This window comes from Ruegeria pomeroyi DSS-3, assembly GCF_000011965.2.
Taxonomy (GTDB): domain Bacteria; phylum Pseudomonadota; class Alphaproteobacteria; order Rhodobacterales; family Rhodobacteraceae; genus Ruegeria_B; species Ruegeria_B pomeroyi.
On record NC_006569.1, the window covers coordinates 449179 to 462929 of the forward strand.

The 13751-nt window shown below is 64.8% G+C and carries 12 protein-coding genes; 7 read left to right on the forward strand and 5 right to left on the reverse strand.

The window, feature by feature from the left end; all coding sequences use genetic code 11:
* Positions 1 to 22 precede the first annotated feature (22 nt).
* Genes SPO_RS21875 through SPO_RS21895 form a run of 5 tightly spaced genes read right to left on the reverse strand, consistent with a single transcriptional unit; the run spans position 23 to position 5531 of the window.
* Complete coding sequence (locus SPO_RS21875; protein WP_011242180.1) at positions 23 to 1165, reverse strand: acyl-CoA dehydrogenase family protein; 1143 nt, start codon at positions 1163 to 1165, stop codon at positions 23 to 25.
* 52 nt (positions 1166 to 1217) lie between these two features.
* Positions 1218 to 2021, reverse strand: coding sequence for an enoyl-CoA hydratase family protein (locus SPO_RS21880; protein WP_011242181.1), 804 nt, complete (start codon positions 2019 to 2021; stop codon positions 1218 to 1220).
* Entirely contained in the window at positions 2018 to 2485 is a 468-nt protein-coding gene (locus SPO_RS21885; protein ID WP_011242182.1) for a MarR family winged helix-turn-helix transcriptional regulator, read from the reverse strand. Before SPO_RS21885 ends, SPO_RS21880 begins: the two co-directional genes overlap by 4 nt.
* Positions 2482 to 3240 (reverse strand): SDR family NAD(P)-dependent oxidoreductase, encoded by a 759-nt coding sequence (locus SPO_RS21890; RefSeq protein ID WP_011242183.1) that lies wholly within the window; start codon positions 3238 to 3240, stop codon positions 2482 to 2484. The genes SPO_RS21885 and SPO_RS21890 overlap by 4 nt, the downstream gene beginning before the upstream one ends.
* A complete protein-coding gene (locus SPO_RS21895) occupies positions 3237 to 5531 on the reverse strand; it encodes a bifunctional salicylyl-CoA 5-hydroxylase/oxidoreductase (protein WP_011242184.1) in 2295 nt (764 codons plus the stop codon). Before SPO_RS21895 ends, SPO_RS21890 begins: the two co-directional genes overlap by 4 nt.
* A gap of 133 nt (positions 5532 to 5664) precedes the next feature.
* Here SPO_RS21895 and SPO_RS21900 point away from each other — a divergent pair, with 133 nt between their 5' ends.
* The 7 genes from SPO_RS21900 to SPO_RS21930 all read left to right on the forward strand — a co-directional run bounded on the left by SPO_RS21900 (position 5665) and on the right by SPO_RS21930 (position 13734).
* Entirely contained in the window at positions 5665 to 6441 is a 777-nt protein-coding gene (locus tag SPO_RS21900) for an alpha/beta hydrolase (RefSeq protein ID WP_011242185.1), read from the forward strand.
* A gap of 4 nt (positions 6442 to 6445) precedes the next feature.
* The gene (locus tag SPO_RS21905) at positions 6446 to 7282 is read left to right on the forward strand and encodes a tryptophan 2,3-dioxygenase (RefSeq protein WP_011242186.1); all 837 of its coding nucleotides are present in this window, start codon (positions 6446 to 6448) and stop codon (positions 7280 to 7282) included.
* A gap of 287 nt (positions 7283 to 7569) precedes the next feature.
* On the forward strand, positions 7570 to 9498 hold the full coding sequence (locus SPO_RS23150; RefSeq protein ID WP_011242187.1) for a hypothetical protein: 1929 nt from the start codon (positions 7570 to 7572) through the stop codon (positions 9496 to 9498).
* Between the two features lie 379 nt (positions 9499 to 9877).
* Positions 9878 to 10759, forward strand: a complete 882-nt coding sequence (locus SPO_RS21915) for an FAD binding domain-containing protein (protein ID WP_011242189.1) — start codon at positions 9878 to 9880, stop codon at positions 10757 to 10759.
* Entirely contained in the window at positions 10756 to 11235 is a 480-nt protein-coding gene (locus tag SPO_RS21920; protein WP_011242190.1) for a (2Fe-2S)-binding protein, read from the forward strand. The genes SPO_RS21915 and SPO_RS21920 overlap by 4 nt, the downstream gene beginning before the upstream one ends.
* Positions 11235 to 13496 (forward strand): xanthine dehydrogenase family protein molybdopterin-binding subunit, encoded by a 2262-nt coding sequence (locus SPO_RS21925; protein WP_011242191.1) that lies wholly within the window; start codon positions 11235 to 11237, stop codon positions 13494 to 13496. Before SPO_RS21920 ends, SPO_RS21925 begins: the two co-directional genes overlap by 1 nt.
* A complete protein-coding gene (locus SPO_RS21930; protein WP_011242192.1) occupies positions 13489 to 13734 on the forward strand; it encodes a MoaD/ThiS family protein in 246 nt (81 codons plus the stop codon). The genes SPO_RS21925 and SPO_RS21930 overlap by 8 nt, the downstream gene beginning before the upstream one ends.
* Positions 13735 to 13751 lie beyond the last annotated feature (17 nt).

Below are 13751 nucleotides of genomic sequence, written 5' to 3' on the forward strand. Positions count from 1 at the left end.
TCCTCCCATTGACGTTTCGGTCTTATCCCTGCGCCAGCACCTGTCTGGCGATCACCACCCGCTGCACGTCGCTGGCGCCCTCGTAGATGCGCAGGGCGCGGATATCGCGATACAGTTCCTCGACCTTTTCGCCGCGCCGCACCCCGTCGCCGCCGAACAGTTGCACCGCCTTGTCGATCACCTGTTGGGCGTGGTCTGTGGAATAGAGCTTGGCCATCGCCGCCTCGCGGCTGACGCGCGGGGCGCCCATATCCTTGGCCCAGGCGGCGCGATAGGTGAGCAGCGCGCTGGCATCCACATCCAGGGCCATATCGGCGATATGGCCCTGCACCATTTGCAGATCGAACAGCGGCGCGCCCTGCACCTGTCGTGTGGTGACGCGCGCCAGCGACTCGTCCAGCGCACGGCGGGCAAATCCAAGCGCCGCCGCCGCCACGGTCGAGCGGAATACGTCCAGCACCGCCATCGCCACCTTGAACCCTTCTCCGGGCGCGCCCAAGAGCGCCGATTTCGGCACCCGTACATCTGTAAAGCGCAGCCGCGCCAGCGGGTGCGGCGCCATCACTTCGAGCCGTTCGACCACCTCGAACCCCGGCAGACCCGCTGGCAGGACAAAGGCGCTGAGCCCGCGCGCGCCGGGCGCCTCGCCCGTGCGGGCAATGAGCGTGTAGACATCGGCAATGCCGCCGTTCGAGATCCAGGTCTTTTCGCCGTTCAGCACGTAATCGTCACCATCGGCGGTGGCGGTCATGGTCGAATTGGCCACGTCCGAGCCCGATTGCGGTTCGGTCAGCGCAAAGGCCGCGATCGCCTGACCGCTGCGGGTGAGCGGTAGCCATTCGGCCTGCTGTTCGGGGGTGCCAAACAGCGAGATCGCCCCGGTGCCCAGTCCCTGCATGGCAAAGGCGAAATCGGCCAGCCCGTCATGGCGGGCGAGGATCTCACGGCTGAGGCAGAGGGTCCGCACATCCAGCCTCTCGCCCTCGACCGCCGCAGTGGCCTGCAACCAGCCGCCCGCGCCCAGATCCGCCACCAGCTTGCGGCAGGCCGCGTCAATGTCGCCGTGATCCACATGCAGGCGCGCGCACCAGCCCTCCATCGCCTCGGCGCGGGCGCGATGGGTCTCGTCGAAAAACGGCCAGGTCAGGAAGCTGCGGTCTGCCATCTCTTTCCTCCAAGGGGCTTCATTCCGCCCCAAATACTCAATTGCGCTGGCCTCAATCGCCCAAAAAGACGGGTTTTTCCTTGGCCACAAAGGCGCGGTAGGCGCGTTCGAAATCGCCGGTCTGCATGCAGATCGCCTGTGCCTGCGCCTCGGCCTCGATCGCCTGTTCGATCGACATCGACCATTCCTGCGCCAGCATGGTCTTGGTGATCATATGGCCGAAATTCGGGCCAGCCGCGATTTGCGAGGCCAGTTTGCGGGCCTCGTCCTCCAGTGCGTCCGCCGCCACCAGCCGGTTGTGAAAGCCCCAGGCGGCGCCCTCGTCAGCATTCATCGCGCGGCCGGTATAGAGCAGTTCCGCCGCGCGGCCCTGACCGATGATGCGGGGCAGGATGGCGCAGGCGCCCATGTCGCAGCCGGCCAGTCCTACGCGGGTAAAGAGAAAGGCCACCTTGGCCTCGGGCGTGGCGATGCGCAGGTCAGAGGCCATAGCAATGATCGCGCCCGCGCCCACGCAGATGCCGTCGATGGCGGCGATCACCGGCTTGCCGCAATTGATCATCGCCTTGACCAGATCGCCGGTCATGCGGGTGAATTGCAGCAGCTCTTTCATGTTCATCCGGGTGAGCGGCCCGATGATGTCATGCACATCGCCGCCCGAGCTGAAATTGCCGCCGTTCGAGGCAAAGACCACCGCCTTGATGTCGTCATTGTAATGCAGGTCGCGGAACCAGTCGCGCAGCTCGGCATAGCTGTCGAAGGTCAGCGGGTTCTTGCGCTCGGGCCGGTCCAGCGCGATGCGCGCGATGCCGTCCTCGATGGTACACAGGAAATGGGTGGTGTCGGCGGCGCTCATGATTTTCCCTCTGTCAGAATGCGGTCCAGCGTGGCGGTGATCGCACGCGCCTCGTCGGCGTCGAGCGACCCCAGCAGGCCGTCGACCCAAGTTTCGTGGCGTGCGGCCTGGCGAGCGAATTCCTCTTCGCCCTTGCGGGTCAGACGAACCCGGTTGGCGCGGCGGTCGCCCGGCACCGGTTCGCGCAGCACATGGCCGTCCTCGACCAGCCGTTCGATGATGCCGGTGACATTGCCGTTCGACACCTTCAGGAGGCCCGACAGCTCGCTCATCTTCAGCCCGCCTGCGTTGCGGGCCAGCGCGCTCATCACGTCAAAGCGCGGCAGGGTCGAGGCGAACTCGGTGCGCAGGTTCTCGCGCAGCCCCGATTCCACCGCGCGCGTGGTTTTGAGCAATTTCAGCCAGAGGCGCAGCCGCGCCTTGCTGTCCGGCCCGGCATCGGGGCGGGGGTTGGGTGCGCTCATATCTCTCCTCCCGACAGGGCAAGGGCATGGCCGTTCACCGATCGGGCGGCCTGGGAACACAGCCAGAGGACCGCGCCCGCCACCTCGTCCACTTGAATGAACCGGTCCTGCGGATTGCCCTTGCGCAGCGACTTTGCCGCAGCTTCCGCGCTCAGGCCGGTCTTGTCCACGATATTGGCGATCGAGCGGTCCAGCATCGGGGTTTCGATGAAGCCGGGGCAGATGGCGTTTGCGGTCACGCCCGTGCGGCCCAGTTCCACCGCCAGCGCCCGGATCAGTCCCACGACCCCGTGTTTGGCGGCGCAATAGCCCGCCACATAGGGATACCCCTTGAGCCCGGCGGTCGAGGCGATGGCGATCAGCCGACCCGCGCCCGCGGTTTCCATATCCGCAAGCCCCGCCTGAAAGCTGTTGAACACGCCCTTGAGGTTCACATCCAGCATCTGCTGGAACCCCTCGGCGGACATTTTCCGGAACGGTGTGCTGTCGGCGGCGCCCGCGTTGGCGACCACCACGCCCACCGGCCCGTTCAGCTCGCGTGCCTGCCGAAAGGCGGTGCGAACCGCCTGCGGATCGGTCACGTCGCAGGTGACCCATCCGATGAACTTGTGCTGTTTGGCGACCTCGCGCAGCGGTGCCTCGCGGCGGCCCAGCACGGTGACCTTGGCGCCGGCATGGGCCAGCGCCTCGGCAATCGCGGCGCCGGTTCCGGTGCCGCCGCCTGTCACCACAGCATGGGCGCCCTCCAGCATCATGCGCGGATCTCCGTCTCGGCGTCACGGTCGGCCAGGCGCCAGGCCTGATCGCGGCCCGCCAGATAAGGCAGCGGCCAGTCGGCGTGGCGGTCGCCGATGCGGGCGGCCTCGTGCAGGGTCCAATAGGGGTCGGCCAGATGCGGGCGGCCCACGCAGATCAGGTCGGCCCGGCCCGCCATCAGGATCGAGTTGGCATGGTCGGCCTCATAGATATTGCCCACCGCCATGGTGGCGATACCGGTCTCGTTGCGGATGCGATCCGAGAACGGGGTCTGGAACATGCGGCCATAGACCGGCTTGGCCTCGATCGAGGTCTGGCCCGCCGAGACGTCGATGATATCGGCGCCCGCCGCGTGGAACATGGCCGCGATCTTGACCGCCTCCTCTGGCGTGACACCGGCCTCTTCCACCCAGTCATTGGCCGAGATGCGCACCGAAAGGGGGCGCTCTTCGGCCCAAGCGGCCCTCATCGCGGTGAACACTTCCAGCGGATAGCGCATGCGGTTTTCCAGCGAGCCGCCATATTCGTCGCTGCGATTGTTCGACATCGGCGAGATGAAGGAGGAGATCAGATAGCCATGCGCGGCGTGCAGCTCGATCATGTCGAAACCCGCCCGCTCGGCCATTTGCGCGGCCGCGACGAACTGATCGCGCACCGCGTCCATATCCGCCCGCGTCATCTCGCGTGGGGTGGCATTGTTGGCGGACCACGGGATGGGCGAGGCAGAGATCAGGTCCCAGTTCTCGGCTTTCAGCGGCGCGTCCATCGTCTCCCAGCCCAGTTGGGTCGAGCCCTTGCGCCCGGAATGGCCGATCTGGCAGCAGATTTTCGCGCTCGTCTCGCCATGCACGAAATCTGTCAGCCGTTTCCAAGCGGCCTCATGCTCGGGCGCATAGAGACCGGGACAGCCCGGCGTGATGCGGCCCTTGGGGCTGACACAGGTCATCTCGGTATAGACCAGTCCCGCGCCGCCCTTGGCACGTTCGCCGTAATGGATCAGATGCCAGTCGGTCGGGCAGCCATCGACCGCCTTGTATTGCGCCATGGGTGAGACCACGATGCGGTTCTTCAACTCCATGTCGCGCAGGCGAAAGGGGGCGAACATCGGCGCGCGCACGGGTTCGGCCGCAGCGCCCGCGCGGGTCTGGAACCATTGTTCGGCCGAGCGCAGCCAGTCGGCATCGCGCAGGCGCAGGTTCTCGTGGCTGATCCGCTGGCTGCGGGTCAGCAGCGAATAGTTGAACTGCACCGGATCCATGTCCAGATACCGTTCGACCTGCTCGAACCATTCCAGCGAGTTGCGCGCCGCCGATTGCAGGCGCAACACCTCGAGGCGGCGTTCCTCCTGATAGCGCTCGAACGCGCTTTCCATCGTTGGCTCGGAATGCAGGTAGGTGGCCAGCGAAATGGCGCTGTCAAAGGCAAGGCGTGAGCCCGAGCCGATCGAGAAATGCGCGGTTGCCGCCGCGTCGCCCATCAGCACCACGTTTTCATGGTGCCATTTCTCGCAGAGCACGCGGGGAAAGTTGATCCAGACCGCCGAGCCGCGCAGGTGGCTGGCATTGGACATCAGCGCATGACCGCCCAGATGCGCGGCAAAGATACGCTCGCAGGTGGCGACGCTGTCTTCCTTGGACATATGCTCGAATCCCCAGGCGTCCCAGGTCTCCTGGCTGCATTCCACGATCACCGTCGCGGTGTCCTCGTCGAACTGATAGGCATGCACCCACATCCAGCCATGTTCGGTCTTTTCGAAGATGAAGGTGAAGGCGTCGTCGAATTTCTGGTGGGTGCCAAGCCAGATGAACTTGCACTGCCGGGTGTCGATATCGGGTTTGAAATGCGCGGCCAGATCGCTGCGCACGCGCGAGTTCAGCCCGTCGCAAGCGACCACCAGATCGTATTCAGCCTGATACTCGGCGATGGGCCGCGCCTCGGTCTGGAATTGCAGATCGACGCCAAGTTCCCGCGCGCGATCCTGAAGCAGGAGCAACATCGCCTTGCGCCCGATCCCGGCAAAACCGTGCCCGCCCGAGACGGTGCGCACCCCGTCATGCACCACCGCGATATCGTCCCAATAGGCAAAGTTCGAACGGATCGTCTCGGCGCTGATGGGGTCGTTGGCGGCCAGGTTTTCCAGCGCGTCATCGCTCAGCACCACGCCCCAGCCGAATGTATCGTCCCCCTTGTTGCGCTCGATCACGCTGACCTGATGCGAAGGGTCGCGCAGCTTCATCGAAATGGCGAAATACAGCCCCGCCGGACCGCCACCCAGACATGCGATACGCATTGCATCCTCCCTCGCAAGATACGCTGATTGAGAATGAGGATACGGGGATTCGGGTATATTTCAAGCATAAACCTTTAAGCTTGAAATATATCGGGGTGGCGATTACCCTGCCGACAAGACAGGAGGATCTGCGATGATCGACTGGGACGATGCATTCGACAATTCCAGCTATGTGCCGGGGTCGGGCGGGCTGGCCGCCGCCTGGGGCGCGGCAGCGGCGGCGTGGCGCAAAAACCGGGGCGGGACGCTTGACATCGCCTATGGCCGTGGCGCGCGAAACCGGCTTGATCTGTTCTGCCCCGAGGGCGCGGCGAAGGGCCTCGTGGTGTTCGTGCATGGCGGCTATTGGCAGAAGCTCGACAAGAGCTTCTGGTCGCATTTTGCCGCCGGGCCGCTCAGCCGGGGCTGGGCGCTGGCGGTGCCTTCTTACACTCTGGCGCCCGAGGCGCGGTTGGGCCAGATGGCCGAGGAGATCCGCGCAGCGATCGAGGAGGCGGCGCGCCATGTGGCGGGGCCGGTGCGGCTGGCGGGCCATTCCGCCGGTGGCCATCTGGTGGCGCGCATGGCCTGTGCCGACGGGCCGCTGCCCGACCGGCTGGACCGGGTGATCAGCATCAGCGGTATCCACGATCTGCGCCCGCTGCTGGGCACCCGGATGAACGAGGTGCTGCACCTGGACGCGGCAGAGGCCGAGGCCGAAAGCCCGGCCTTGCTGTCCCGGCGCGCGGGCCTGTCGGTAACCTGCTGGGTCGGTGCCAACGAGCGGCCCGAACTGGTGCGCCAGACGCGCCTTCTCTCCGAGGCCTGGAACGTGCCGAACGTGTTCGATCCGGGCCATGACCATTTCTCCGTTGTTGCCGAACTGGGCAGGCCCGGTTCGGCCCTGCTGACCGAGCTTCTCAAGGATTGATCTGATGTCCCAGGCCTATGACCCCAGCCAGGAAGGCGCCAAGATGTCCTATGCCAAGGACATGAGCTATGGCGACTATCTGCATATGGATGCGCTGCTGGCGACCCATCATCCGCAATCGGATGCCCATGACGAGATGCTGTTCATCATCCAGCACCAGACCAGCGAATTGTGGATGCGGCTGGTGTTGCACGAACTCAGGGCGGCGCGCGCCCTGTTGCTGGCGGGCGGCGACTTCCGGCCCGCGTTCAAGATGCTGACGCGGGTGGCGCGGATCTTTGATCAGCTCAATTCTGCCTGGGACGTACTGCGCACGATGACGCCCAGCGACTATACGACGTTTCGCAATGCGCTTGGCAATTCCTCGGGCTTCCAGTCGCATCAGTATCGGCTGATCGAATACATGCTTGGCAATCGCAACACCGCGATGATGAAGGTGCATGAACACCGCCCCGAGCTGCACGCGATGCTGGCGGCGGAACTGGAGCAACCCTCGCTCTATCATGTGGCGTTGCGGGCGCTGGCGGCCAAAACCGGTGCCAGTTTCGCGCCCGAGGTCTACCGCATGGACAATCCCCACAGCGCCGATGCGGCGGTGCAGGCGGCCTGGCGGCAGGTCTACGAGGACCCGGCGAAATACTGGGACCTTTACGAGCTGGGCGAGAAGCTGGTCGATCTGGAAGACTATTTCCGCCGCTGGCGGTTCAACCATGTCACCACGGTGGAACGGGTGATCGGGTTCAAACGCGGCACCGGCGGCACCAGCGGTGTGCAATACCTGCGCCGTATGCTTGAGGTCGAGCTGTTCCCCGAACTCTGGCACCTGCGCGGCGATCTTTGATCGGTTCCGCGTGAACGGCCTCAGCCCGGACACATCCCGGCCGGAACCCAGACCCGCCTTGCCGTGCGGCGCTTTGCGACGGGGCAAGGCAGGGGGCAAAGCACCGGCCGGTTCCGGACATGGGTCAAAAATCCTTATGAAATAAACGATATTCATGTATGGTCGCGGCCAGCTTGGCCCGATGCACGTTGCCTGCAGCGGTGCCTATTTTGGCTCGACCATTTTGCGACGCCCGGCTGGGAGTGTGACCGGCTGGCGCGCTGAACACTCATTTACAGGAGGCTGTCATGCCCGAACTTTTCAACTCCGACATCGAAGAAGCCCCCGAAGCCCGGCTGGAAGACACTTCCGTGATGAGCTCGATCAGCTCTGGCGACGAAGGAGACGAGGGCAACGAGGACAACGAAGGCAACGAAAACGACGAGGGCAACGAGGGCAATGAAATCTCGGCCTCGACCTATGACGACGATCACAACGAAGGCAACGAAGGAAACGAGGGCAACGAGGGCGTTGACGGCCAGGAAGACGACGAGGGCAACGAAGGCGACGAAGGCAACGAGGGCAACGAGGGCAACGAGGGGAACGAAGGCGACGAGGGGAACGAAGACGACGAGGGGGATGAGAACGACGAAAACGACGAGAACGACGAGCATAACGAAGCCGATGAAGGCAACGAACATGACGAGGGGGACGAGAATTTCTCGATCATCTCCAACAACACCGACGGACAAATCGACCTCTCCGAAGCTGACGAGGGCAATGAATTTGATGAGGGGGATGAGGACAGCACATACTGGGACTTCAACTTTGATGACGAGTACGACGAGGGCATAGATGCAAATATGCATGAGGCCGACGAAGGCGACGAGGGTGACGAGGGCGACGAGAACAACGAAGGCAACGAGAACAACGAAGGTGACGAAGGTAACGAAGGCGATGAGGGCAACGAGGGCGATGAAGGATTAATCAATATTGGCCTGGAAGGGGACGAAGGTAACGAGGGCAACGAGGGCGACGAGAACGACGAAGGCAACGAAGGCAACGAGAACGACGAGAACGACGAAGGCGACGAGAATAACGAAGCCGACGAAGGTAACGAGTTCGACGAAGGCGATGAAGATGGCGAGTTCTTCGGCAGAGGCCAGGAAGCTGACGAAGGCGACGAAGGCGATGAAGACGACGAGGACGACACTTTTGGTGGCCTCCTAGAGGAAGCCGACGAAGGCAACGAAGGCGACGAGGGCGATGAGGATGACGAAGGCGACGAGGATGACGAGGGCGACGAAGGTGACGAGGGCGACGAGAGTCAGAACGGCGACGAGGGTGACGAGGGTGACGAAGGCGACGAACTGAACGACGGCGACGAGGGCAACGAGGGCGACGAAGGCAACGAGGGTAACGAGGCCAACGAAGGCAACGAGGGCGACGAGGACAACGAAGGAAACGAGGGCAACGAAGGCAACGAGGGCAACGAAGGAAACGAAGCCAACGAAGGCAACGAGGGCGACGAAGACAACGAAGGAAACGAAGAGGACGAAGGCAACGAAGACAACGAGGGCAACGAGGGAAATGAAGGCAGCGAGGGCAACGAAGGCGATGAGGGGGACGAAGGCAATGAAGGCAACGAAGGCAACGAAAGCAACGAAGGAAATGAGGGCGGCCTGAACGACGAGGGCGACGAGGGCGACGAAAACGACGAGGGCAACGAAAACGACGAGGGCGACGAAAACAACGAGGGCGACGAAGGCAACGAGGATAACGAAGGCAACGAAGAAGACGAAGGCAACGAGGACGACGAAGGCGACGAGGACAACGAAGACGACGAAGGCGACGAAGACGACGAGGGCGACGAAGACGACGAGGGCGACGAATCCCTTGAGCCCGACCACCCCTCGCGGCACGACGAGGGCGATGAAGGCGACGAGGACGACGAAGGCGACGAGGATGCCGATGCTCTGCTCGATGATGAGGGGGACGAAGGCGATGAGGGGGACGAGAATGACGACGGCAACGAAGGCGACGAAGACGACAACCTTGCCGATTCCGGCAACGAAGACGACGAAGGCGACGAGCTGAACGAGCCCGACAACGGCGACGAAGGCGACGAGCATGACGAAGGCAACGAACATGACGAAGGCGACGAAGACGACGAGGGAGACGAAGGCGACGAAGGCGACGAGGGGGATGAAGACGACGAAGGCGACGAGAGCGTGTGATCCCAACTGATGCGACTGTCGGGCGGATGCGATCGTTTTGATCCGGGCCTGCTCGCCTGAGCTTTGGATCAGACCGCAGCGGGGGCGCAGTTGGCATATGATCCGGTCGCGGGGTGACTCTCTGGGCCGCCCAAATCAGGAGTAGACCGGATGATTGCAGTGCGCCACCGCGTGTATCGGCGCGGTGCCCTCTAGGCGCACAGCCGAAGAAAATTCGGCGAATTTTCTTCTCGCCGGTCGCGGTGCGACCGGCGTCTCGCCTGTCCGCGACACAAACCCCCTGGAAATTTGGTCGCTCTCGTCATGGACGGGGCGGGGCGGCTGGTCTAACGTCCCCCTCGGACCCAATGGCCCGGACCAACAGCCACGAGGTAAGTTCATGCAATATCACAGCCCCGACAGCTTTGCCCAAGCCGCAAGGCTGGCCGCCGAAGCCGAGGGCATCACCCGGTTTCTCGCCGGGGGGACCGATGTTCTGGTGCAGTTGCGCGCCGATATCGTCACCCCCGACACGCTGATCGACATCAAGAAGATCCCCGGCACCCATGACATCACCCGCAACGGGGATGGCAGCTGGACCCTGGGAGTGGCTGTCCCCGGCGCCGAGCTGGGCGAGCATGCGGGGCTGGTCGCCGACTGGCCCGGCGTGGTCGAGGCGATGAACCTGGTGGGCTCCACCCAGGTGCAGGGTCGTGCGACGCTGACCGGCAATCTCTGCAACGGCTCGCCGGCCGCCGATTCCGTGCCCGCCATGGTTGCCGCCTCCATGACCGCGACCGTGACCGGGCCCGATGGCGAACGTGTCGTCGCGGTCGAGGATATTCCGACCGGACCGGGCCGCACCTCTCTGGCCAAGGGTGAACTGGTTTCGGCGCTGCACATTCCGGCACGCGGCGCGAATGCGGGCGATGCCTATCTGCGCTTCATCCCGCGCAGCGAGATGGATATCGCGGTGGTGGGCTGTGCGGTGAACCTGCGTCTGGACGGAGATACCATCACCGAAGCACGCGTGTCGCTTGGCGCCGTGGCGCCGACCGTTCTGCTGGTCCAGGACGCCGCTGCCGCGATCATCGGCTCCACGCTGGATGATGCCGCGCTCGACCGTCTGGCCGCCGCCGCCTCGGCCGCCTGCAAGCCGATCGACGACAAGCGCGGCACCATCGCGTTCCGCACCGAGGTTGCCGGCGTGCTGGCCAAGCGTGTCGCGCGCATCGCCTATGCCCGGGCCAAGGGTGAAATCATCAGGGGGCACCACGGATGAGCAAGATCCACGTATCCACCACCGTCAACGGCGATGCGGTCGAATATCTCTGCGACCCGCGCGAAACCCTGCTGGACTGCCTGCGCGACAAGCTGAGCCTGACCGGCGCCAAGGAAGGCTGCGGCACCGGCGATTGCGGTGCCTGCTCGGTGACGCTCGACGGGCGGCTGGTCTGTTCCTGCCTGGTGCTGGGGGTCGAGGCCGAAGGCAAGGAAATCGGCACGGTCGAGGGCATCGCCGAGGGCGATGTGCTGCACCCGCTGCAGCAGAAGTTCATCGATTATGCCGCGCTGCAATGCGGTATCTGCACGCCCGGCATCCTGGTGGCGGCCAAGGCGCTGCTGGAACAGAACCCGGACCCGACCGAAGAAGAGGTGCGGTTCTGGCTGGCCGGCAACCTGTGCCGCTGCACCGGCTATGACAAGATCATCCGCGCCGTGATGGACACGGCCCGCGACATGAGGGAGGCGGTATAATGGCGCTCGACGATCGCAAATCCGACGGTTTCACCTTTGTCGGCACCCGCCCGAACCGGCCCGACGGGCTGGACAAGGTCACCGGCCGCGCCCGGTTCGGTGCCGATGCCCATGCCCCCGGCATGCTGCATGGCGCCATCCTGCGCAGCCCGCACGCCCATGCCCGCATCTTGCGCATTGACACCTCCAAGGCCGAGGCACTGAAGGATGTGAAGGCAGTGGTCACCCGCGCCGATTTCTCGGACAAGGTGGAATTTGCGCCGGGGCTGGAGGGTGATTTCTGGAACATCCTTGAAAACGTCATGGCCGGCGACAAGGCGCTTTATGACGGGCATGCGGTGGCCGCTGTTGCCGCCACCTCGGCGCTGGCGGCGCGTGATGCGCTCAAGCTGATCGAGGTGGACTACGAGGTCCTGCCGCATGTGACCGATGTGGACAAGGCGATGCTGATGGATGCGCCGGTGATCCGTCAGGGGGCCGCGGACTATTCCGTGCCCGAGGGGATGCATCCCAACGTGGTGCGCAAACACGAAAGCGGCCATGGCGATGTCGAGGCGGGCTTTGCCGAAGCCGACCTGGTGATCGAGGATCATTTCACCACCGAGGCGACCCACCAGGGTTATATCGAACCGCATGCCTGCCTGGCCACGCTGGGTGCGGACGGCAAGGGAGAGCTGTGGTGTTGCACCCAGGGACACTGGATCGTGCAGAAAACCTGTGCCGCGCTTCTGGGGATCGAAACCGCCAACCTGCGGGTGACCGCCTCGGAGATCGGTGGCGGCTTTGGCGGCAAGACCACCGTGTTCATCGAGCCGGTGGCGCTGGCGCTGTCGCGCAAGGCCAACAAACCGGTAAAACTGGTGATGAGCCGGTCCGAGGTGTTCCGCGCCACCGGGCCGACCGCCTCGGCCTCGATGGATATCAGGATCGGCATGAAGAAGGACGGCACGCTGACCGCCGCCCAGGGCACGTTCCGCCTGCAGGGCGGCGCCTTTCCCGGCGGCCCGGCGGATTTCACCGCCATGTGCGCCTTTGCCCCCTATAACCTGCCGCATGTGCGCCAGGTGGGCTATGACGTGATGACCAACCGGCCCAAACAGGCCGCCTATCGCGCGCCCGGATCGCCCATGGCGGCCTTTGCGGTGGAATCGGTGATCGACGAGCTGTGCAATCAGCTGGGGCTCGACCCGATCGAGGTGCGGCTCAAGAATGCCTCGCGCGAGGGGACCAAGGCGAGCTATGGGCCCAGGTTCCAGCGGGTCGGCCTGGTCGAAACGCTGGAAGCGGCCAAGGCCCATCCCCATTACACCGCGCCGCTGAAACCGGGGCAGGGGCGGGGAATTTCCTGCGGGTTCTGGTTCAACCATGGTGGCGAAACCTCGGTCTCGCTGGCGCTGAGCGAGGATGGCTCGGCCCAGGTCATGGTGGGCACGCCCGATATCGGCGGCAGCCGCGCCTCGATGGCGCTGATGGCGGCCGAGGTGCTGGGCATCCCGTACGAGAACATCCGGGTGACCATCGCCGACACCGCCACGCTGGGTTACAACGACGTGAGCCACGGCAGCCGGGTGACCTATGCCAGCGGGCTGGCCACCATCAAGGCGGCGCGCCACGCGGTCGAGAAACTGTGCGAGCGGGCGGCCAAGAAATGGGGCATCCCGGTGGATGCGGTGAAATGGGAAAACGGCTGCGCGGTGCCTTCGGGCCCGAATGCGGGCGAATTCGACCCGCTGCCGCTGGCCGATATCACCGCCGATATGGGGCGCACGGGCGGGCCGATCTCGGGCCATTTCGAGGCGACACCCGAAGGCGCGGGCGTCAGCTTTGCCACCCATATCGTGGATGCCGAGGTGGACCCCGAGACGGGCAAGACCAAGGTCGTGCGCTATACGGTGGTGCAGGACGCCGGCAAGGCGATCCATCCGACCTATGTCGAAGGGCAGTTCCAGGGCGGCGCGGCGCAAGGCATCGGCTGGGCGCTGAACGAGGAATACATCTATGGCGCCGACGGGCGGCTGCAGAACAGCGTCTTCCTCGATTACCGCATCCCGGTGGCCAGCGACCTGCCGATGATCGACACGGTGATCGTCGAGGTGCCCAATCCCGGCCACCCGTTCGGGGTGCGCGGGGTGGGTGAAACGTCGATCTGCCCGCCGCTGGCGGCCATCGCCAACGCGGTCTCGGCCGCCGCCGGCGCGCGGATGCGGCAATTGCCGATGTCGCCGCCGCGTATCCTGGCGGCGCTCAAGGCGGATGGTTGAGGTCCATCTCTGGTCCGGCCTCCGGTCGCTGGCCGGGGGCTGCGAGGTGGTCTCGGTCGAGGCCCGCGATACCGGCGAGATGCTGCGCGCCCTGGTGCGCGCACATCCCGAATTGCAGGCGCCCATCGACGCGGGTGTCTCGGTTGCCATCGACGGGCGGGTGATCGCCTCGGGCCTGACCGAACCGATCCCCGAGGGGGCCGAGGTCTATCTGATGCAGCGCCTGCGCGGCGGGTAGGCTCCCGCCCCCCTCGG

Excerpts from the sequence above, each read along its gene's own strand:
- SPO_RS21875 (WP_011242180.1), bottom strand. The coding sequence starts at position 1,165 with ATGGCAGACCGCAGCTTCCTGACCTGGCCGTTTTTCGACGAGACCCAT.
- SPO_RS21880 (WP_011242181.1), bottom strand. The coding sequence starts at position 2,021 with ATGAGCGCCGCCGACACCACCCATTTCCTGTGTACCATCGAGGACGGC.
- SPO_RS21885 (WP_011242182.1), bottom strand. The coding sequence starts at position 2,485 with ATGAGCGCACCCAACCCCCGCCCCGATGCCGGGCCGGACAGCAAGGCG.
- SPO_RS21890 (WP_011242183.1), bottom strand. The coding sequence starts at position 3,240 with ATGATGCTGGAGGGCGCCCATGCTGTGGTGACAGGCGGCGGCACCGGA.
- SPO_RS21895 (WP_011242184.1), bottom strand. The coding sequence starts at position 5,531 with ATGCGTATCGCATGTCTGGGTGGCGGTCCGGCGGGGCTGTATTTCGCC.
- SPO_RS21900 (WP_011242185.1), top strand. The coding sequence starts at position 5,665 with ATGATCGACTGGGACGATGCATTCGACAATTCCAGCTATGTGCCGGGG.
- SPO_RS21905 (WP_011242186.1), top strand. The coding sequence starts at position 6,446 with ATGTCCCAGGCCTATGACCCCAGCCAGGAAGGCGCCAAGATGTCCTAT.
- SPO_RS23150 (WP_011242187.1), top strand. The coding sequence starts at position 7,570 with ATGCCCGAACTTTTCAACTCCGACATCGAAGAAGCCCCCGAAGCCCGG.
- SPO_RS21915 (WP_011242189.1), top strand. The coding sequence starts at position 9,878 with ATGCAATATCACAGCCCCGACAGCTTTGCCCAAGCCGCAAGGCTGGCC.
- SPO_RS21920 (WP_011242190.1), top strand. The coding sequence starts at position 10,756 with ATGAGCAAGATCCACGTATCCACCACCGTCAACGGCGATGCGGTCGAA.
- SPO_RS21925 (WP_011242191.1), top strand. The coding sequence starts at position 11,235 with ATGGCGCTCGACGATCGCAAATCCGACGGTTTCACCTTTGTCGGCACC.
- SPO_RS21930 (WP_011242192.1), top strand. The coding sequence starts at position 13,489 with ATGGTTGAGGTCCATCTCTGGTCCGGCCTCCGGTCGCTGGCCGGGGGC.